At 43.7% G+C, this 20,740-nt stretch carries 13 protein-coding genes and 9 tRNA genes; 6 read left to right on the plus strand and 16 right to left on the minus strand.

What is annotated here, in order from left to right:
• Position 1: 1 nt before the first annotated feature.
• The 4 genes from AACT19_RS20340 to AACT19_RS20355 are packed head-to-tail and all read right to left on the minus strand — an operon-like array spanning position 2 to position 5,565.
• Complete coding sequence (locus tag AACT19_RS20340; protein WP_198595066.1) at positions 2-2,728, minus strand: arsenate reductase (azurin) large subunit; 2,727 nt, start codon at positions 2,726-2,728, stop codon at positions 2-4.
• The gene (locus AACT19_RS20345; protein ID WP_004731113.1) at positions 2,728-3,312 is read right to left on the minus strand and encodes an arsenate reductase (azurin) small subunit; all 585 of its coding nucleotides are present in this window, start codon (positions 3,310-3,312) and stop codon (positions 2,728-2,730) included. The genes AACT19_RS20340 and AACT19_RS20345 overlap by 1 nt, the downstream gene beginning before the upstream one ends.
• Positions 3,309-4,475, minus strand: a complete 1,167-nt coding sequence (locus tag AACT19_RS20350) for a cytochrome-c peroxidase (protein WP_076648488.1) — start codon at positions 4,473-4,475, stop codon at positions 3,309-3,311. The genes AACT19_RS20345 and AACT19_RS20350 overlap by 4 nt, the downstream gene beginning before the upstream one ends.
• Complete coding sequence (locus AACT19_RS20355) at positions 4,462-5,565, minus strand: cytochrome-c peroxidase (protein WP_083717899.1); 1,104 nt, start codon at positions 5,563-5,565, stop codon at positions 4,462-4,464. Before AACT19_RS20355 ends, AACT19_RS20350 begins: the two co-directional genes overlap by 14 nt.
• Before the next feature lie 137 nt (positions 5,566-5,702).
• On the opposite strand from AACT19_RS20355, the gene AACT19_RS20360 reads away from it, so the two are divergent.
• From AACT19_RS20360 to AACT19_RS20370, 3 genes are all read left to right on the plus strand, one after another.
• Positions 5,703-7,688, plus strand: a complete 1,986-nt coding sequence (locus tag AACT19_RS20360) for a hypothetical protein (protein ID WP_076648490.1) — start codon at positions 5,703-5,705, stop codon at positions 7,686-7,688.
• A gap of 199 nt (positions 7,689-7,887) precedes the next feature.
• Positions 7,888-9,078, plus strand: coding sequence for a hypothetical protein (locus AACT19_RS20365; RefSeq protein WP_076648492.1), 1,191 nt, complete (start codon positions 7,888-7,890; stop codon positions 9,076-9,078).
• A gap of 392 nt (positions 9,079-9,470) precedes the next feature.
• Complete coding sequence (locus AACT19_RS20370) at positions 9,471-10,409, plus strand: VirK/YbjX family protein (protein ID WP_083717900.1); 939 nt, start codon at positions 9,471-9,473, stop codon at positions 10,407-10,409.
• 505 nt (positions 10,410-10,914) lie between these two features.
• Here AACT19_RS20370 and AACT19_RS20375 read toward each other — a convergent pair.
• The 5 genes from AACT19_RS20375 to AACT19_RS20395 form a co-directional block, all read right to left on the minus strand.
• Positions 10,915-10,988, minus strand: a tRNA-Cys gene (locus AACT19_RS20375).
• 64 nt (positions 10,989-11,052) lie between these two features.
• Positions 11,053-11,139 (minus strand) — tRNA-Leu (locus AACT19_RS20380).
• 80 nt (positions 11,140-11,219) lie between these two features.
• A tRNA-Gly gene (locus AACT19_RS20385) sits at positions 11,220-11,295 on the minus strand.
• Between the two features lie 50 nt (positions 11,296-11,345).
• A tRNA-Cys gene (locus AACT19_RS20390) sits at positions 11,346-11,419 on the minus strand.
• An 83-nt stretch (positions 11,420-11,502) separates the two neighbouring features.
• A tRNA-Leu gene (locus AACT19_RS20395) sits at positions 11,503-11,589 on the minus strand.
• A 349-nt stretch (positions 11,590-11,938) separates the two neighbouring features.
• On the opposite strand from AACT19_RS20395, the gene AACT19_RS20400 reads away from it, so the two are divergent.
• Positions 11,939-12,727: a lipase family protein gene (locus AACT19_RS20400; protein WP_017077331.1), complete on the plus strand. Its 789-nt coding sequence runs from the start codon at positions 11,939-11,941 to the stop codon at positions 12,725-12,727.
• Between the two features lie 97 nt (positions 12,728-12,824).
• Here the strand turns inward: AACT19_RS20400 and AACT19_RS20405 are convergent, their stop codons facing one another.
• The 7 genes from AACT19_RS20405 to AACT19_RS20435 form a co-directional block, all read right to left on the minus strand.
• On the minus strand, positions 12,825-14,714 hold the full coding sequence (locus AACT19_RS20405; RefSeq protein ID WP_076648494.1) for a methyl-accepting chemotaxis protein: 1,890 nt from the start codon (positions 14,712-14,714) through the stop codon (positions 12,825-12,827).
• Between the two features lie 296 nt (positions 14,715-15,010).
• Positions 15,011-15,084 (minus strand) — tRNA-Cys (locus AACT19_RS20410).
• Positions 15,085-15,148: 64 nt separating this feature from the next.
• A tRNA-Leu gene (locus AACT19_RS20415) sits at positions 15,149-15,235 on the minus strand.
• A gap of 80 nt (positions 15,236-15,315) precedes the next feature.
• A tRNA-Gly gene (locus AACT19_RS20420) sits at positions 15,316-15,391 on the minus strand.
• 50 nt (positions 15,392-15,441) lie between these two features.
• Positions 15,442-15,515 (minus strand) — tRNA-Cys (locus AACT19_RS20425).
• A 197-nt stretch (positions 15,516-15,712) separates the two neighbouring features.
• On the minus strand, positions 15,713-17,158 hold the full coding sequence (gene viaA / locus AACT19_RS20430; RefSeq protein ID WP_065682476.1) for an ATPase RavA stimulator ViaA: 1,446 nt from the start codon (positions 17,156-17,158) through the stop codon (positions 15,713-15,715).
• An 11-nt stretch (positions 17,159-17,169) separates the two neighbouring features.
• Complete coding sequence (locus AACT19_RS20435; protein ID WP_065682475.1) at positions 17,170-18,825, minus strand: ATPase RavA domain-containing protein; 1,656 nt, start codon at positions 18,823-18,825, stop codon at positions 17,170-17,172.
• 287 nt (positions 18,826-19,112) lie between these two features.
• Between AACT19_RS20435 and AACT19_RS20440 the strand changes: the two genes are divergently transcribed.
• Complete coding sequence (locus AACT19_RS20440; protein WP_029222202.1) at positions 19,113-19,628, plus strand: NUDIX hydrolase; 516 nt, start codon at positions 19,113-19,115, stop codon at positions 19,626-19,628.
• A gap of 39 nt (positions 19,629-19,667) precedes the next feature.
• The gene (ltaE, locus tag AACT19_RS20445; protein WP_076648496.1) at positions 19,668-20,672 is read left to right on the plus strand and encodes a low-specificity L-threonine aldolase; all 1,005 of its coding nucleotides are present in this window, start codon (positions 19,668-19,670) and stop codon (positions 20,670-20,672) included.
• Positions 20,673-20,740 lie beyond the last annotated feature (68 nt).

Genomic DNA, 20,740 nt, shown 5'->3' on the forward strand with positions numbered 1-20,740 from the left:
CTTACACAATGTTACGTGGTGCAAAGGAGAACCCTTCAAACTCACGCTTATATTTTGATTCACCAATTTTCTTTATTTTGGCGACGCCCATTTTATAGTTGTAGTTACCACTAATTTGGTCAACTACCCTTGTTGTTAAAGCATTCGCTGGGTTCTTCATGTCCATCATATTGCAATACAACACACCTTTCTTCGTGGCTGAGGTGACAATCGCAACGGCTTTAATCTCCGCGTAATCCAGTTGAATGTGACCATTTTTCATTAGGTTACTAAACTGGAAATCGTCTGACTCGATACCCAGAATCGTATCTTTAAAATTGGCCACCCGCTCCGAGTACACCAGCACTTCATCTCCGGCTTCTATGCCCCGTTTTTCCGCATCTTCTGGGTGTACTTCAATCCAGTTTTCAGGCCAACGATGAGTGATGTAAGGTCTGCGCTCGGCATCATCAAACCCTGACTGCCAAATCTCGTTAATACGACCATTCGAAAACCATAACTCGTCCTGTTTTGGGGTAAGCCAAGCATGGAAATCACTGAACAGATCCCAAGGGTGCTTTTGAAGATTGACCTTCCCCGTTTGACTATTAAATTGAGTGAGCTGTTTACGCATAATATTGGCGCCTTGAGGCCCATCTTGCAGCCCTTTGTCGACCAGATCACCCCAACTCATTTCAGTATCATGTAGGCGTTTAGTGCCAATCAGCTTTTTGGTGTCATAGTTATAAAATACAGGGCCTTGGATCCCTTCGGTACCAAATTCAGCGAGCTTTTGATGAAGTGTTTTTCCTTCAGAATGTGCTGCAACTTTGATCATATTGAAATCTTTACGGCTACCGCGACTAAATCGCGATGACTCTTCGGCTACGTCATTCGAGTTTTGCCAATCAAACCCGTCGTACCCCATTCGCGAAGCCATTTGAGCAACGATCCACCAGTCTGGCTTAGCCTGACCCGGCGCATCAGCGAACTGTTGGTAAAGGCGCAGCCGACGCTCACCATTAGCACGCATGAAATCCTCTTCCCCCCAAGTCGCAGCCGGAAAGATGATATCGGCAAACTGTTTACCTATAGGATCACGTAAGTAAATATCTTGATTGATGACGACCATTCCACCAGAATCTGCACGCTTTTTGAGTGTATCTATAATGTGCTGTTTATCACGTAGCGTCGCTTGGTGAGGGTTACGTGTCGTTAAGTCAGTGAATTTCTCTTTCAACCCATAGCTGCCACACATAGCTTGGATCCATGTTGTACCAATGACATGTGCCATACGGGTATGCCCGGAATAGAGATATCTATCGGTGTCTATTGAGCGTCTGCGTCTGCCTGCGACTTTTTCAGGTGACTTGTTTCTTGGAAGTTTCCCACCCGCTAATCCACCGCGTTGATGTCCACCAAACCGACCAATGACACGCCCTTCGCGGCCACCAGTACCGATGATCGTTGCAAGAGAGGCGATGGCGTTGGTATTTCCGGTATTATTCGACCAATAAAAACCCTTCTCGATACCAATTGATGCTTTAACTCGTTGACCATTCACTGGCATTGCCAACATCTCGGCAGCTTTGTGGATCTTCTCGACGTCGATACCCGCGATCGATGCGGCATACTCAGGTGCGTACTCTTTCTGCTCCAAATTCCATTGCTTATAATCATCAAAGCCATTCGTTTGGAATTTGCCCCAAGTGGTTCTCCACTGCCAAGGTGTGTTACGAGTACCCTGACCAAAACCTGAGCTCGATTCCCATTTATTATTGACCCAGTTTTCAATCCACTCGTTATCTTGCCAACCTTGCTCTAAGATCACTCGAGCAATTGCACCAATCACAAGATTATCGCTACCGGGATTAATATCGAGGTGCAATCCACCTTGAGATTTAAGCCACGCTATGCCTGCGGTTTCACGAGGGTTCAAAATTACGGTTTTCATTCCACGATGCACCGCAGGCATAATGAACTGCGTAAAAATGATGGTTTTGGTCTCATACGGATCCGTTCCGCAGATCATCAAAGTATCTGCCGCGCCCCAGTCATCATAACTTGGAGCAAAATTATCAAAACCCGCATCTCGAAACCCTGGGGTTGCAGTGACATCTGACGGCGTGTCGTGAAACGAAAAATTCGCGGTATTAACATGACGCAATGCATACTTTGTTATCGCATAGGTGTTTTCAATATACTGATAGGAATAGGTTTTTACGCAGTAACTGTTGGAGCCATGCGTATCAATCACATGACGGCCGACTTGGGCTGCTATATCCAACGCAAAATCCCATTCTACAGGTTGTAACTGACCGTTAATTCGAACAAGTGGTTGCTTCAATCGATCTTTGGTTAGTGTTTCTGGGTTATAAAGCTTTCTTGCGAGCAGTCCACCACGAACCGAAGAATCACCGCCTTTATTGACGACCTGTATGTCTTTGTCTGCGACTACAACCACATGGTGTGGTTTGCCATTATGCGAAACAATATTATGTTGCTGTGGCGAAACCCAAGCTTGTAATGCATGAACCGGGAAGTCGACAGCAAACGCATTTTCGTTAGCGCGAGCTCCACCTGAAGGGCTATTCACAGGCCAACGGTAAACCTTATAACCGCACGCCACGATACAATAATCACAGGCTGTTGTGATAACTTCAGCATGAACAGGAGGCAGTAAAGTATTTGTCGGTTGAAGGTACTGACGGTTTAAAGGAGATTGATTGCTTGAAGAAGATTCACTCATTAAACTACCTCCACATCGATCAGGTTTTCCATGCGACCAAAGATCAACCCCATAACGCCAACTGCATAGATGTCGTCACCTTCGAGCTCGAGCAGTACTTGAGGTAAGCTCTCAAAGGCTTGACCAGAAACCATAATGCCATGACGTCGTAAATCAAATGTAGACAGGTGGAATGGACACTGCCCGACAATGCGATGCTCTCCTGTTGCTTTATAAGCACCTGTTAAAGGCCCACCTTGATGAGTACACGTCATCGAGTACGCCACAATATCGCGCTGTAACCCTATCCCACCACCACATTCGATGTCGGATTTAACCAGCATCGCAATCGAGTTTTTCCCTCCATCTGGATATTGAAAGTGAACCGGAATGTGGTTACTAAGTTGGCTTAACTGGGCGATTTTCTTACGCGGGTAACCGACAACACGACCTTCAACTTGAGTTTCAGAATCAGTCCCTGCAAATAAGGTAAGAGGAACCATAGATACGGCAGTAGCCGCACCGGAATAAAGTAAAAAATCACGTCGTGACATCATGCATTTGTTGTGTCGTTTACTCGAATTTTGCTCTGAGTTGGCGATCATTTTTCTGCTCCAGCAAGTTCTTCTTTAGTAAATAGCGGTTGGTATTCTGGAATGGTTGGCTCTTCAATAAAAATCTGCTCACCTGAAAATGCTTCGATAAAACTGAGTAAGTTCTTTTTATCTTGTTCCGTTAAACCGAGAGGTTGAATTAAAGCAGATTTAGTCTGAGGGTATCCAGTAGTGCGCCCATCATCTGCCACACCACCTCGGTCGTAGAAATCAATCACCGCTTCTAAAGTTGGAATGGTGCCATTGTGCATATAGGGCGCAGTGTATTTTGTATAACGTAGGCTCGGTGTGCGGAACTTACCTAACATCTCTTTACGTTTAGCACGAAAGTAAGCACCGGGATCGGCCTTTGTGGTGCGGTACATCTCTTCGGTGACACCTTTAGAATAAAGCTCAAATCTAAATGTTATCTGCGCTAATCCATCATCATTCCACCAAGGGCTTGGCGGCACGCCAATGTTGTAGAATTTCTGGTCAGATGCCAAAGCCCCGTTGTGACAAGCAATGCAATTCGCTTTACCCTCAAACAGTGCTTTACCCTTCAATTGGGACTCAGACAAAGCGGTTTTGTCACCGAGTAAATAGTTGTCTATTGGTGTGTCACGTTGAATCATCGTGCGTTCAAACGCGGCTATAGCGCGCCAAGCGTTATGTATTTTCGGAGTATCATCACCAAACACTCGCTTAAAGCGTTCAACATACTCAGGTACTAAGGCTAAACGCGCTTCCATGATGTCATCCTCACCATTACCCGCGACCGCGCCCTTCGCTGCATCTTTGGCTTGCGCTTCCAATGACATAGCGCTGCCCGCCCAGAAAAATTTGTCATAATAAGCCGCATTAATAATCGTTTGGCTATTACGCCAATGTACCGTACCCGGATATCCCATGGATAAGTCATCAGGGAAACCCCAGCCCTGAGATTGAATATGGCAACCAGCACATGGGCTCGTCGTATCACCGCTGAGTCGTCCGTCATAAAATAAGATCTTTCCTAACTCTATTTTTTCAGGCGTTTGTTTATTGTCTGCAGGCACAGGCACTTCCCCGAGAGGTTCAAGCTGTACCTTTGCATAAACAACGTTAGGAAGCCCCGCCATCCCAATAAGAATAAAGAGTGCTGCCTTTAATACAGAGCGCTTAGTTACGAGCATTTGACCAATCCTCCGTGTATTCGTAGCCGAAGTCATAGTCTAACCATTCGTATTCTTCGCCTATAAGGGCGTCTCCAGATAACGATTCCAGAAAGGCCACCAGCGCCTTTTTCTCTTTTCCCGTTAAAGAAAGAGTGGTGAGTCGAGAGTCTTTATTTGAGTCTTCGCCACCGCCTTGATTATAAAACTCAACCACATCTTCAAGCGTGGCCAGCATGCCATTGTGCATATACGGCGCAGTTTGAGTCAGCTCTCGCAGCGTTGGCGTAATGAACTTACCGCGATCACTACCATCCGCTTTATGAGTTTGAACATGCGCACCAACATCACGCTTTAACGTTAAGTAATCTTGCACACCCATAAACATGTTGTAGGCGAGAAAAGATTGATGCCGCATTGGATCTAAAAATATCTCATGATTTTCTGGCACTCCGGTATTGTGTGCCTTTCCGTCCGAAAACAGAGCGCCACGATGGCATTGGTTGCACCCCGCTTTGCCTGTGAACAGCTTTTCTCCCTGGCTCGCTAAGTCGCTAAGCTCACCCTTGTCAAAAGGGACGTTTTTCGAAGTCAATGTTTTTAGGTATTCAGGCAGAGCTTTACGTACTCCGCCATTTGACGGTTCTCCAAGATTGGCCGCTTTAAACATCTCGACGTATATTGGGTCTTGTTTGAGGCGTTCCTGCATCAAACGCATGTCCATATTCATCAGCCAGTCTTCAGTGATATTCTCCCGCACCACATCGTTTAGGTTGGTGCCAATACGACCATCGTGAAACCACACCTCTTTATAGGCTGTATTAATAAGTGTTGGAGCATTGCGAAATCCATCACTCCCCGTATACGCAGGGCTTAACGGTTCAGGATAAGAAAAGCCATTCGCCGGAATATGGCAACTGGAACACGATATCGAGTCATCCCCGGACAAGCGAGTATCAAAAAACAGTCGTTTACCGAGTTCTGCTTGAGTTGGATCGATATCTAAAGGAGGCAAAGCAGCATGTAAATTCATCGTAAAAAAGGAGCACAATACTACGCAGACTTTTCGAGCGAAGCTTTGAAGTGTGGACTGTGCTCGTAAAACACTCATCGGCATTCCTTTTTAAGGATTATTATCAATGAAGCCTATTATTAACACGTGAAACATTAAAGATATGATTAGGATCATACAATTCGGAATGATAAGAGTTATTATTCAAACTTGTTAGTTCAGTGGTACTAAAACCTATGTCTCTCGATAAATTCCTTCTCTGTGTCGAACATACCTATCTTGCTGGGAACGTATCCGATCAAATTCTAGCAACTCAGTTTCTCGCTCAATTTTCGCAAACTAAACACCTCTTGCTTACAGGTTTAGAATCCAACGTTGTAGATGTTGTTATCACAAGCCTAGAATGTTTAGCTCAAGACAAGCATGCTCCTATCAAAGACATCATCCAGTGCTTTCAACAGTGGGATGACAGCGAAGTAAAACTAGCCGCATTGAATGCTATTGAGCACAACAACGATTCAGAACAAGCGAAGGGATTATTGATAGACGTCGTTTGTGACGATATCGATTACTGGGAAGGTGAATGGAATGATGGTGATGATATCCGTTTGAATGCTGCGCGTATTTTGGATAACCATGAACTTAATTTAGATTACATTCAAGCGAGTCGTTTACTGCCCCTGCTTCGAAGTGACCCTGAGCCTGATGTTCAGGTCAAACTAGTCTCAGTGCTATCGCGTTACTCACCGGCACTACTTAAAGAGAACTTTGTAGTAACGCGCACAAGTGATATGCGTATGTTATTGAAAAGCACACCGGATAAAATAACGTTATTCAAAGCCACGCAACACCAAGATCTACGTTGCCAGCAAATCGCCTTTCAACGCCTGTCTCAAATGAACAGTCGTGAGTATTTGCAAATGTTTTTAACTGGCCTTTCGCACTTAGACCCACTGATAAGACAAACATCTCTCAGTACATTGGAAAAATGGAATTACCAAGTCGACATTAAGCACCTTGGTCAGAACGACTTATTACAAGAAATTCCAATCGATATCCTTTCGGCACTGCTTAGCGACAATCACAAGCAACAACTCGTGAATCAATGGCCAGATAAACGGCACCCCTCTCATTCAATAACGGCGATACTTCAATTAATTTCGAGCTTAAACCCGCAGAGTAAACAAGCCCAACTTAGCCGCTTTATGCCAGTCTTTTATGAGAAGTTTTCGAGCTTAGACGAAGCGACTCAACTTGATTGCTTGAATGTTTTATTAAGTGACATATCACAAACCCTAAGCCTTGCCTTTATCCGTCAGCAACTGCAATCGGGCACTTGCAGCAATTCAGTGAAGCGACAACTCATTGAGCACCTATCTTATACTCTAGCACCGAGTTCTCAGGCCTATCTAAAAGAGCTCATAGTCGACTTGCCTGTAATTATTACAACCAATCAAACAGAAAGAGAAACGGCGACAACAGAAGTACCACATCGACAACTTGACGGTCCGAATGATGACTCTAGTACCACACAGCCTCATATCACTTCAACGCTTGATTCGTTGAGGCAATCAGCGCATTCAAAACCTTCAACAAAACATGCTCGAACCAAACGAGTTGCAATCGAAAGCTTGTCAAACCTAGCGTTAGCGATTGAATACTGTCAAGACAAGCAATATCTGATGGAGCTTTGCTCTACTGAAAAACTGACCAGCCTATCCAACGCTGAATTTCACGCGCTAGTCATTGCCTTGCGTTGTCATCATATCAACTTGACTGACGTTGAGACGCCCTACTTCAACCAATCGGTATTAGATCTAGTCTTGAATGATCATTGTTCCAACCTCAAAAGTATCATCGATTGGCTTGGCACTCTCTGGATCGATCAATACCGTTTACAACTAATAGCCTCTGAAAGCCTCCCTCTACAAGTCTGTTTAGTGCGATATACCACTGACGAAACAGAATTACTCGGGTTACTAAAGCACCCTTATATTGGTATCCAAATCGCAGCGCTGAAGCAATTAAAACAGTCTGGTGGTTGCTCACATGAAGAGCTAGTTAGCTTGATCTTAAAAGAACCCGTACTTTATCCTCAAATCTCTCTTTTTGATGCCAATACAGTCTACAACGTACTTGCTGAGAAAATCCAAGGTTCACCGTCAATAGCTCTTCAAGCAGCGCTTGCGTTTCTTTGTACACAAAATATGCAAATTACATAACCTATTAGCACTAATAATCGACCTATTTAAGGTTTGACACACTATTTTTCGATTGGTCGGCAGGTTAAAACAACAGAGCCAACGGATCACGGGCATTGTAAGACATTGTATGGGTATGTATTACGGCAACTGCAATCACCCAATATCACGCGACATCTCGGTATATTAGCACCACGTTCTAAATCATAAGATGTGTACCATGAAAGTGTTATCTTTAACTGCGTTCGCTGCCACTGTTCTTCTTGTCGGTTGTAATAGTTCAAACCAAAGCAAGCCTGTGGCAAGCCAAGAAAATGTCAAACCATCCGTTGTTCACGGGATCACAATAGAAGCGGTCCCTTCTCAGTTCTCTGCGTATTCCAAAGCAGGTTATAACCGACATGTCGCGGTCAATGCCCCTAATGGCAAATCTATCCATATTCTAATTATGGATCGCCTGAGCGATTATCAGATAGTCAAAGCAGTCAATGTTCTCAATCACTATCTAACCCCCGTTGATGGCACTAAATACGGGAGCGCTGACTCAAAACGCGATATTGCAAATGCTATGGCGAACAATGGCGCAATATTGAAACTAATGAATTATCACGATGAGCCCCAATATAACGACGATTTGGATGGCCAACCCTTGTTCGAAGAGGAAATTCAAGTAGAAGGCGGAGAATGGTATGTTCGACAGGACTATGAAGAGCATCGCGATGCGTCTTACGAGGAAATTCTCCACCTAGTCCATGACTATGGTATTGGTGTTCTTAACTCCCCTCAAAGTGGCGAATCGGCATTACCTTTATTTCAAAAAGAGCTGAATACAATACAGACTCAGGCTTTACATAATGCCTATACACCTCCAGTTGACACTTTAGAAGAGTGGCAAGCAGAAGTCAGTGTTGACCAAGAGTACTTTGCAGCCGTCATTGATAGCTATTACGGGCTTTGGGGGGCGTATAATGGCGAAGGTATGTGGGGGTTATACAAAGTTAAAACTCGCGACGACTTTTCTACAAGAGATCCTAACGCGCAATATATTACTGAACAGATTTTCTCTCCAACACTGGCTTACGACGCATACATTGCTGATACATTCACCGGCACTTTTAAAATGCAATATGACCCAGCAACGCCCTACACTCATCACTCTCAATATCTGACGAAACTAACGCTATCGGGCAAGAATAACGCAAATATTGAGATCAATGGATATGATAATAAGGTAACCGGAAATTTAGGTGTTAATACGGTTGTAGTACATGGTCCTAAAAGTGAATACCAAATCCACAATCTTGGGGGCGGTAAATTTCAGCTCAATGACACCGTTACTTCACGCGATGGCTTGAATACCCTATCAAGCATTGAACAAGTGCAGTTCACTGATCAGCGTTGGACTCTTTGATTCACATACATGTGTTTACTGAACAAGCAGAGATACTATTGATAGTACCTCTTCCCTTAGAAACTCCGCACAAGACACCGGAGGTAGATCGGGCACGAAGCTTTCAGAACATTCCTTTCCCAGGAGCAAACTCAGCTTGACGAGTTTTTCTCACTTTAGCCTCTGATACACACATTGGCGAGAAACGTCAAACAATGAGCAAGCCTTACTTAAGCTTGCTTTTCTCTCTTTTTGAAGACATCTAATACGTCCATTATCGAGCTCTCGTTCAATCGTTTGTTTTTTTGGGCAGCCTTTCTTAGCTTTGTATAAATTTGAATTACATTAAATTACGTCAAATTACATTAAATCACGTTAAATTGCGTCATTCATTTCAAAAGAAGCACCGGCTAATGACTGATCATCAAATGACCATGAACAAATCCATCGTTCATCAAAGTAAGACTATTTACTCGGAGCAGTTTGCAGAGAACTTTCACCCGATCTGGATTTACCGCATAAAATTTATTGCGCGAGCGTTATTCTACAGAAAGGCATTCAACTACTTGGCTAATAACATTGAAGAGCCTATGTTAGAGATGCTGTGTACACGCTCGCATCGCTTTTTGGAAAAACCTTTTCGCCCGTACATCATCAAAAACAACCCGGCTATCGATCGCTCAGAGCTTGTTATTGAGCATTACAAAACAGCATCAGAACTGATATCACCAACATTAATGAAACAGATCTATACAGATTCCAAAGGGCTCACTCTTATGACCTTTGAGATTAATGAGATCTTATACACTGTAAAATTGGTATATGAAGAGCGCTATCAAAAAGAAGGCGATATGAGCTTAGTACTGCATAGCCAAGAGGACGGTAACTTCTACACAATCTCCTTTATCCTCGGGAATGAAAATGGGATCCGTTGCATTAAGATTGGCGGGTTGCAAGGTCCACGCAGTAACGAGACCAGCAACGAGAAGATAAAAAACCTGACTCGTAAACTTTATGGCCAACGTCCAAAAAGTCTGATGGTAAGCCTACTGAGTATCCTTGCACAGATCTGGGGTATAGATACCATTCTTGCGGTAAAGACACACTCTCACACTTTTGCGGCTAAACGCTATAAAAATGGGCGAATTAAGACCGACTACGACGCATTATGGATTGAATTGGGCGGCACCGAATATGACCGTAACTTCTATTCGCTTAGCGTTAATGCACCACGTCGCGACATCGAAGGTATGTCTCGTTCTAAACGTTCTATGTACCGCCGCCGTTATGAATGGTTAGACAACACCAAAACGACATTCGAAGAAGCATTAAAATACTCTTATGACGAGTGATAAATTAGGCACTATGAATACACGAGTATCCACCACTTTTCTCCGAATCATGAAAAGTAACGCGGTGTATATCCTCAAAATTAACAATCTCGATATCACCTGAATGACAGTTAGAACTCGTACTTAGTTAAATGGCAGTACCACTTCGATTCGCGAGATCACAGTCAGTAATGATCATCACTGACACCTTTGTGCCTAATAACATGTCAGTTAACACTTGCCAGCTAAAAGTTACCACCAACTCTACTAATTTTTTTATTTAAGCTTCGTGTACGCTTTCCGCCCGACAAGACAAAGATCAGAGACATACCGGAGGCTTTCCCTTCGGTATGTTCGCACCAAATTTCCACACAACTCATCAGCGCAGATATTTCCTCGCATACCCTTCCCCTAGAAATTCCGTGCAAGATACCGGAGATAGACAAGACAAAAGCTATCGAAACCAAAACCACTTTCCTGAAGACGTAAAAAAGCCCGACCATTTCTGATCGGGCTTTCTAAATAATGGAGGCGCCTCCCGGAGTCGAACCGAGGTCCACGGATTTGCAATCCGCTGCATAGCCACTCTGCCAAGGCGCCTTCAATAGTGTTTAAAGAGAACAACTCTGTTGATTACTATCAAACAAGATAACAATCAAATAGATGGTGCCCCGGGCCGGACTTGAACCGGCACAACGCGAACGTCGAGGGATTTTAAATCCCTTGTGTCTACCAATTCCACCACCAGGGCACGCAATTCTTTATTGCGATGCCGATTACTGAAAAGTAAAACACCATCTTAATGTCAAAATGAATCAACATTACAAAATTTGGAGCGATACATCGGGTTCGAACCGATGACCTCAACCTTGGCAAGGTTGCGCTCTACCAACTGAGCTAGTATCGCATTTTCATTCTACTAATTTCTTACCTTATCAAAACGTAAGAGAAAGAGAATGGAGGCGCCTCCCGGAGTCGAACCGAGGTCCACGGATTTGCAATCCGCTGCATAGCCACTCTGCCAAGGCGCCTTTATCAACATAAAAATATATTGAAGTGTTTTAAGAGAACCACTCGTTGTTCAACACTCTACTCAAAGTAGAAACTAGATAGATGGTGCCCCGGGCCGGACTTGAACCGGCACAGCGCGAACGCCGAGGGATTTTAAATCCCTTGTGTCTACCAATTCCACCACCAGGGCAACGCAATCATGCGATGCTGATTACCGAAGAGTAAAACACCATCTCTCTGCGACCTAAGCCGTGAGAACGAGGTGTACTTTAACGGATAGAAAAAATTCGTCAACAGTAAATTTTATCTTTCAATTCAAGTGATTAATTATCGAACTCAAACGAATGAATTTAGTGCAGCTTGTACGGTTCTTATTCGTAGATTTTGAGTTTGAGTTTGAATTCAAAGGCCGAATTCCCATTTTCAGACTCACAAAATACTGTCAATTCCATTGAATTAAGGAAACACGCCTTCGTTTTCATGTGCTTTTCACATTCAAAGGCTAGAGTTTTAAGTAACGACTATTACGAAATGACAACGTGAAGCCACTAAAACGATACCAATATGAACGCTACGCTGTGCTCTGCAACCTCGCCTACCCTAGAGTTTTTAAACAAACTCGTTACGGTTTTGACCCTAATGGACAGCGCATCATAAAGAATCAGTTTGGAAAAACCATGATTCGAGTATTGTGGAGCAGCGACAAAGATGAAGTGGTTGTGGTAATCAAAGGATCGCATAGTATCTCAGATTGGTTGCTTACCTTTGCTTTATGGACAAGAAGCTGCAAAAGAATTGGGCTCAACTATCGAGTGCATGCTGGGTTCTACCATCTGATGTTTCAAGAAAGCCAACCAAGCCGTAATGAAGATAAACTGGGACAAACTGTCATTGAACGCTTGGAAACCACTTTGATTCCTCTATTGGAACAAGGAAAAAGGATTTCTATCACCGGCCACTCTTCTGGAGGCTCTATTGGCTGTGTATTCGCTGATTACTTAGACCAAAAATACCCAGGTTGTATTAAACGAATCGTCACGTTTGGGCAGCCCGCGGTCGGTGATTGGAGTTTCAAAAAGAACTACCGTTTAAGCAAGAAAACCTACCGTATCTGTTGCGACATCGATATTGTCACCTTCATGCCGCCCGTACCGCTGTTGTATTGGCATGTAGGGAAAGTACTTTGGCTCTATAACGGCAGGATTTACGAAAACACACCGACGTTAATACGCCTCGGGCGATCAATATTCAGTTGGTTAATCCGGCCTTTCTCTTATCACCTAATGAGTAAATATATTCGTAACAAAGACTTCTTTGACAAACATTGAGCATGCTCTATAAATAAAAAAGAGCACACGCTTTTACAGCCAGTGCTCTTTCTAGTTTCTAATTGATCTTTGTGCTTAAGCTAATATTAGCCTGAACTTAAAGCTTGAATCGTGACAGCTCTTGTTTCAAGTCACTCGCTAAATGACTTAGCTGATCGGCTTGTGAAACCGCATCGGTCGCATCAACTGCCATCACATCACTCACTTCACGAACAGATTCGGTATTCGCATTGATTTCAGCGGTAACCAGTGACTGCTCTTCAGCAGCAGAAGCTATCTGAGTTGCCATATCGCTGATCATCTGAATTGCCTCACGTATTTGAGCCAAGCTCTCTCCGGCCATATCCACGTCATGTACGCTTGTTTTCGCCATATCGTGGCTTTGTGTCATCACTTTAACGGCACCGCTAGTCGCTTGTTGTAAGCGCTTGATCTTGTCTTCGATCTCTTCTGTTGAAGCATGAGTGCGTTGTGAAAGTACTCGAACCTCATCGGCAACCACTGCAAAGCCTCGACCTTGTTCGCCTGCCCTTGCTGCTTCAATTGCCGCATTAAGCGCGAGTAAGTTAGTTTGCTCCGCTATTTCACGAATCGTCGCTAAGATAGACGCGATTTGTTGACCATGCTCTTCAAGCTCGCTGATGATAGACACAGCGCTTGTTAGCTCTGTTGCAAGCTCATTGATCGATGATTGGCTTTTAGCCATCTGTTGGAAGCCTTGTTCGCTCAACTCAACAGAGTGAGTCGCACTTTTGGCCGTACTATCAGCATTCGTAGCAATTTCTGCTGTTGCTGTCGCCATTTCTGTCACAGCTGTTGCAACCATTGTGATCTCGTCTTGCTGTCTGCTGACGCTATCGCTGCGTTTTAATGCGCTGCTGTTGGCGTGTTCAGCTCCGTTATTCATTGCCGTCGAAACATCAGTCACGTTTTTCATCATTGCATGAAGTCTATCTACGAACACATTAAACTTGTCGGCAAGTTGCCCTACTTCATCTTTACTCGACACTTGAAGGCGCTGTGTTAAATCACCTTCCCCTTCCGCAATATCAGCTAATGCTTCACTCACTCGACCCAGTTCAACTAATTGACGAGCCACAAACCATGAGGTTGCTGCAGCCATAACGATCAATACAATCAAACCTGTGGTGATTTGGCTAATCAACATATCGAACAACGGCTGCTCTAGTACGTCTTTATCCATTTCAATCACAAGTAGCCAGTCGGTGCCTTTAATAGGCTCAGCCATGATGACGCGCTCATCACCATCAACTTGTGTAAAAATTGTCGTTAAGTTTTGTGCAGCACTGTTTAATCCAGAAACACTTAATTCAGGTGCTATCTCTTTGACTTGCTTAAGGATGAAATCTTTATTCTTATGAGCAACGACCGTGCCTTGCTTATCAATTAGGATCGCTCGTCCATTACCTGGAACCTGAATAGCCAACACATCTTCAATTAGCTTGTCTAATGCAAGGTTAGATGCCACAACACCTATGATCGATCCATTCTCGGTCACAGGATCGGTCAATGTCACCACTAAGGTTTGCATGGTTACACTCACGTAAGGCTTGGTTGTTACTGCGCGGTTCTCAGCTAAGGTTTGTTTATACCAACCTCGAACTCTTGGGTCATACCCCGCTTTATTCAATGAAGGATCATGACGGAACATCTCACCTTCTTTGTTACCGTAATAACTCAATCCAAACCCACCAGATACCAAGGTTTGACGTAAATGAGGAACGATATCTATTGAAGGGTTAAGCTGTACTTGTTGTTTAAGCCCATGTACTGCTTGTTTCTTATCGTAAAACCAGTCACTGATGCCCTTTGCATGGGCTTGAAGTGTATTACGACTTTCACTTTCTATAGCTTGCCAGCTGTTTGTTTGAAAAGTCTTATAACCCATGAAAAGAAGAATGGCAGATGTAACAGCAATCGCCAAAACTACAGAGAAAACCATTTTTCTCTTTAGACTAAATTGCATATTTAAGAACCTCTTATAGAATAATTAAAGAAATATAAAGAGGGATACTATCACTCATGCGCATGTTTTAATTAGGGTTATCCCATAAAACAATGAAACAAATTGAGCATTGTGGTTAATTGTGACTTTGATTTATTTAGCGGTTTATCAACAAAGGCTCGGCTTAGGATTCCACCAAAACGGCGTTGGGCTTAGCAAATATCAAAGGGAGAAATGAAGAGGTAAGGATGAAGAAACAAGAAGCAAAGTACCAGAAACGAAAAAACCAGCCACGAGGACTGGTTTTTTCTAAATGATGGAGGCGCCTCCCGGAGTCGAACCGAGGTCCACGGATTTGCAATCCGCTGCATAGCCACTCTGCCAAGGCGCCTTCAATAGTGTTTTTAGAGAACAACTCTTTTGAACATTACCAAACAAGATAACAATCAAATAGATGGTGCCCCGGGCCGGACTTGAACCGGCACAGCGCGAACGCCGAGGGATTTTAAATCCCTTGTGTCTACCAATTCCACCACCAGGGCACGCAATTCTTTATTGCGATGCCGATTACTGAAAAGTAAAACACCATCTTAATGTCAAAATGAATCAACACTACAAAATTTGGAGCGATACATCGGGTTCGAACCGATGACCTCAACCTTGGCAAGGTTGCGCTCTACCAACTGAGCTAGTATCGCAATTTCATTCTTCTAATTTCTTACCTTATCAAAACGTAAGAGAAAGAGAATGGAGGCGCCTCCCGGAGTCGAACCGAGGTCCACGGATTTGCAATCCGCTGCATAGCCACTCTGCCAAGGCGCCATTTTTCAACACGTTAGAACCGACTAAACGTTAGCCCCGCTGTGTTCGGGTGCCTACTTTACGGATTGAGTGAAGATAGTCAAACAAAAATGTGAATTTACATTCTGTTTGCTGACATTTAAATCAAATTGCTGCATGTTCGATCTCTTCAATCAAAAAACACACAGCAAAAACGATTTAAATAAGAAGTTCTAGCGCTACCACTTCTTCATGAAGCGGCCAACGAGACTTGGATGATACGACCAACAGTGATCAAACATGGTCATAAGTTGAGGGTTACCATACTTAGAAAGACTGACCGCATGGAAACGGTTTTTGTGCTCTTTCAATTTTTCAACCTGTGCAATCATTTCATCAGATTGCTTAGGGGCAATAAAGTCAGAAAGTACGATCAAATCTGCGTTCTTGTATTTATCACCCGTCATTAGGTCAATCGACTTCATGAGTACAGGTTCTAGATCCGTGCCGCCGTGGAATGAATAGCTTAAGAAGTCACTCGCTTCACGCAGGCCATCTTGTCTTGTTAATTCATAGGTAATCTGCTCAGAAGAGAACAGAATCACGTAACAGTCTCTCTCTTCCGCAAGCGCGATTTGCATCAAAGCGTAAGCCATTGCTTTGGCTGATTGCTCTGGGAACCCACTCATAGAACCAGAAGCGTCCACACAGACGATGAACGGACCTTTTTCAATATCGACGTTTTTGCTATCGGGCTTTTGCGCTTTTACTTTACGTAACGTGCGTGACTTACCTTGCGAGCGATAGCTAAGTAAACGTTTGTCAGCCAAATGTTTATAAAAGATAACCTCAAGTTCAGGATAAGCTAGGAACATGGTCTCGTTCGGCAGCATTTTGTTGAGGTCATCACTTTCATGAATCCCAACAATATCATCGACCGCCTCATCACTTTTCTCTTCAACCATCTGCAGTTCTTCTACAGGGGCTTTATGCAAAGAAGGATCATCTTCCTCGCTAGCCATACGACCTAGCTTTTCAGCGATATCTTGCAGGCCTTTGTGCTTATTCAAGAACTCCGCATGACGCTTCATGATGGTGAGATCAGTTTTGCTTAATTTGGCAGATGCCATGTCCCACAAGCGCCCTACGCTACCCTCATCACCCGACTCCGTCACTTTATCCATGTTTTTCATGGTTTCCATGCGTTGATAAAGATCAGCTAAGACTTTTTCTTTGCTTGTTTCGAGTTCGGTTACTTGAGCTTGTTTAATGGCGTCTGACAGTGATTGGTACCATTGATCGCAAAAATAGTGTGGAAACATCGCGTTATAAACGCCTTTGTTGTTTTCCATCAAGCGTCTTGCTTGTAGGTAGAACGCCGAGTGCCACTCCAGCTTTTTGATAACACTGTCTATCTCATCAAAGAACTGCGGTTCATCCCAATAGATCACTTCTTGGTAAAGTGCGATTTCCTCTTGGAAGCGGTCAGTTTCACACACTTTAGTGACGCGTTTTTTTACTTTACCGCGCCATTTAACTAAGTGGTTTTTGACTGATGTTTTAACGCCTTTGTTCTCAGCAGCCATCATGACTTGAGAACGAGCGATGAGATCATTCATCGCGGTATCAATAATTCCTGAATCAGCCACCATCAAAGCGAGGTTTAAGCCGTCTGCTCCTAACATATGCTCTCCCCTTACTCGAAGTACTGACTCATGAACTTAATACGTTGTGCGATCTTGCTACTCTTCACTTTTGTCGTTTCGAGATCTTGCGTTACTGCTTGCAAGCTTGATTCCATCGCTTTCGGTAAGTCAGGGTCAATATAGTTATGAGGTAGCGCATCATGGAATTCAGTGCGAACTCGTTTTAACTTGAATTCAGCTTCAGTTAACTGCTCTAGGGCTTTCTCAGCACCACTCAACCACTTGTTGTATAATTCTTGGTCTAAACCGTCAGTTGTAACCACACTCACCAGTACAGAACGATTGGCAATATCTTTAATGACTAACTGGTTCGATGCATCCAAGTCGAGTTTTAAACGGCATAGGTTTTTATTTTCGTTAACGTAACCGTAAATGTCGCCATGGCCTTCTTTAAGAACTCGATCAAAATCGTCTTTGGCTACGTATACCCAACGGCTATCGCCTTTCTCAGATTCAGACACCGACATGTTGCTTTGCAGCATCACCAGTTTAACTAGGTTGTATGCACTGCCGACGCTGTACATTTTCGCGTTCTTGATGTCATTCTGATAAACGTCTTTACGCAGCAAGCCACTGGTTGACTCCATAGAGAGCGACACAGACAGCGTTGATTCAACATCGTCTTGAATCTCTTCGAGTTCTTCACGGGACATTTCAATTTGAGCTTTCGACTCTTGTTGGTCAAACGCTCGGTTCAATGCAAAGTCTTTTACCACACTACGAACCACATCACGCGATTCTGGGCTATGCCATAAACAGTCTTGCAGTAGCATAATATCCAGCGGATTTACGCTATCACGACCACTGAAGAATGCGCTTGCCTTCAACAGCTTGACCGCTTTCTTCCAGCGTCTGTCCGATACGTATAGATCAGTTTCAGTAGCCGAACTTTGCTTTTTGACAGTCTCTTCAAGCATGCTTTTCAGTTCAAATAGCTTGTTGAACGAGTTATCTGTCAATTCCAGGTTATCGAGCTCTTTCTGCCATTGATGGTATTCAATATCAGTAATCGCCAATCCTTTTGGAATCACAGCTTCCTGAGAGGTACCCGTCGTCAGCATCGATTTGAAGTTTTGTTTGTTTTGAATTCGGTTTACGAACACGCGAACGAGCATCCGGTCGTAAAGAGCTTCTAAGCCGCTGTCTTCATCTGGAAGTTCGTTGGATGCAGACACTAATAAACGCATCGGTACGCGCTCGATGTCTGCGCCATTTTTGAATGTCTTTTCGTTAACGACCGTAAGCAACGTATTTAGGATTGCAGGACCTGCTTTCCAGATCTCATCAAGAAATACAACTTGTGCTGTTGGTAGGTAGCCTTCGGTCAGTCTGACATAGCGACCGTTATCTTTTAATTCTTGAATACTTAGTGGGCCAAACACTTCTTCTGGAGTAGAGAAACGTGTCATCAAATATTCGAAATAGCTACTGTTGTCAAAAGCTTGGATGAGGCGTTTAGCGATAAGGCTTTTTGCGATGCCCGGAGGGCCTAATAGAAACACACTTTCGCCAGCCAGGGCCGCCAGTAAACAAAGCTTAATCGTGTCTTCTCTTTCATAAACGCCATCAGAGAGAGCATGTGCCAATTTGTTAATTCTTTCAGAGAGTAGCGCCTTGTCAGCATGTGAGGAAATAGAAGGGTTCATGCGTTACTCCGAAAATCTTTGAACAGTTGAGAGTGTAGATACGTTTTTATACATTTGTTAGCACTTTGTTACAAGTATCTTTTATTATTGAGTTGCCTTTATATCAGATGGTTACGCTGCAATTTTCGCGCAATCATAGATTCCAATTATGAGAGTAACATCACGAACGGCGTGAAATTAAATCTATTACTAAGCCTAATTTTTCTTTTATTTTCGACACCATAGACGTTATGGTGGTACACGTCTTCAGTTATACGAAAAATTGGCAAGGAATGTGGCCAAACTGCATGAGTAAAGTTATCCATCAATGGAAAAGTATTTCTCTCATCGAAGAGAACGTGACGCTCCCTACGAACGTCGTGGTAAAACATACAACAATACACCACCCTGGCGCAGCCGTTATTCTTCCTATCACTTCGTCAGGAAAAATCATCCTCATTAATCAGTTTCGTCCTTCTCTTAAGAAATGGCTTTTGGAGCTACCTGCAGGCACGATGGAAATTGATGAGACACCTCTTCAATGTGCTCAGCGCGAATTGGAAGAAGAAACCGGTTACAGTGCAACTTCTTTTCAGAGCTTAGGACAAGTCACACCTTTGGCTGGATTCTGTGATGAGATTCAGCATTTATTTGTCGCAAAACATCTTAGCCTCACTACCCGATTTGAATGCGACGAAGATGAAGTTATAGAAGTGATAGAGCTGAGCTTAGAAGAGCTGCACAACAAAATACGACACGATCAAATCACCGATACAAAAACTATCGCTTGTTTAAGCAAAGCCCAACTATGTGGCTATCTATAGCCAACTATATGACTACCTAAAGTACTCTAGGAGAGAAGCATGGACTTTCGTTCTGATACCGTAACTAAACCTTCGCAAGCTATGCGTGACGTAATGGCAAATGCAGAAGTGGGCGATGATGTTTATGGCGATGACCCAACCGTAAACGAATTGGAACAGTGGGCTGCCAATGAAACCAGCTTTGAAGCAGCGATGTTCACTTCTTCAGGTACACAAGCCAACCTACTTGGTTTAATGGCACACTGTGAGCGTGGTGACGAATACCTTTGTGGCCAACAAGCGCATAACTATAAGTATGAAGCCGGCGGTGCTGCAGTGCTCGGCTCGATTCAACCTCAACCCATTGAGAACAACCCAGACGGCACACTAGACTTTAAAAAGCTTGCCGCAGCGATTAAGCCAGACGACAGCCACTTTGCTCGTACTAAGCTTCTTAGTTTAGAAAACACGATCAATGGTAAAGTGCTGCCAATGTCTTACCTAGCGGAAGCTCGTGAATTCGTAAACCAACACGGTTTACAAATGCACCTAGATGGCGCGCGCGTTTATAATGCAGCAGCGGCGCTGGATGTACACATCAAAGAGATCGCACAACACTTCGACTCTATGACAATTTGCTTATCAAAAGGTTTAGGCGCTCCAATCGGTTCACTACTCCTTGGCAACAAAGCGTACATCGCTAAAGCTCGTCGACTGCGTAAAATGGTCGGTGGCGGTATGCGCCAAGCGGGTATTCTTGCCGCCGCAGGTAAAATGGCGCTGACTGAGAACGTAGCTCAACTTAAAAATGATCACGAGAACGCAAAAAACCTAGCGATTGGTTTAAGCAAGCTAGAAGGCTTCTCTGTTAACCCTGATTTCATCCAAACTAACATTGTATTTGCGAAGTTAGATGAGTCTGTTGATATTAACCGCATCGCAAGCGAGTTAAGTGAGCAAGGCATTACTATGTCGCCTGGTAATCCAGTACGTTTTGTTACCCATAGAGATATCAGTTCAGAGGACATCGTTACTTTCCTAACAAAGCTAGAGAATGCGCTTTAACTCTTGACGAGATTAGCCTCTATAGCAATTGAGATTTGAGCTTCCCCTAGGCTTTGTTGCGTAATTCA

Source organism: Vibrio sp. 10N.222.47.A9 (assembly GCF_963872585.1).
Lineage (GTDB): Bacteria > Pseudomonadota > Gammaproteobacteria > Enterobacterales > Vibrionaceae > Vibrio > Vibrio splendidus.

What these genes read in the sequence shown, in the direction of transcription:
- AACT19_RS20345 (WP_004731113.1), bottom strand. Translation starts at nt 3,312, where the DNA reads ATGATCGCCAACTCAGAGCAAAATTCGAGTAAACGACACAACAAATGC.
- AACT19_RS20340 (WP_198595066.1), bottom strand. Translation starts at nt 2,728, where the DNA reads ATGAGTGAATCTTCTTCAAGCAATCAATCTCCTTTAAACCGTCAGTAC.
- AACT19_RS20360 (WP_076648490.1), top strand. Translation starts at nt 5,703, where the DNA reads ATGTCTCTCGATAAATTCCTTCTCTGTGTCGAACATACCTATCTTGCT.
- ltaE (WP_076648496.1), top strand. Translation starts at nt 19,668, where the DNA reads ATGGACTTTCGTTCTGATACCGTAACTAAACCTTCGCAAGCTATGCGT.
- AACT19_RS20435 (WP_065682475.1), bottom strand. Translation starts at nt 18,825, where the DNA reads ATGAACCCTTCTATTTCCTCACATGCTGACAAGGCGCTACTCTCTGAA.
- AACT19_RS20355 (WP_083717899.1), bottom strand. Translation starts at nt 5,565, where the DNA reads ATGAGTGTTTTACGAGCACAGTCCACACTTCAAAGCTTCGCTCGAAAA.
- AACT19_RS20370 (WP_083717900.1), top strand. Translation starts at nt 9,471, where the DNA reads ATGACTGATCATCAAATGACCATGAACAAATCCATCGTTCATCAAAGT.
- viaA (WP_065682476.1), bottom strand. Translation starts at nt 17,158, where the DNA reads ATGTTAGGAGCAGACGGCTTAAACCTCGCTTTGATGGTGGCTGATTCA.
- AACT19_RS20405 (WP_076648494.1), bottom strand. Translation starts at nt 14,714, where the DNA reads ATGCAATTTAGTCTAAAGAGAAAAATGGTTTTCTCTGTAGTTTTGGCG.
- AACT19_RS20365 (WP_076648492.1), top strand. Translation starts at nt 7,888, where the DNA reads ATGAAAGTGTTATCTTTAACTGCGTTCGCTGCCACTGTTCTTCTTGTC.
- AACT19_RS20440 (WP_029222202.1), top strand. Translation starts at nt 19,113, where the DNA reads ATGAGTAAAGTTATCCATCAATGGAAAAGTATTTCTCTCATCGAAGAG.
- AACT19_RS20350 (WP_076648488.1), bottom strand. Translation starts at nt 4,475, where the DNA reads ATGCTCGTAACTAAGCGCTCTGTATTAAAGGCAGCACTCTTTATTCTT.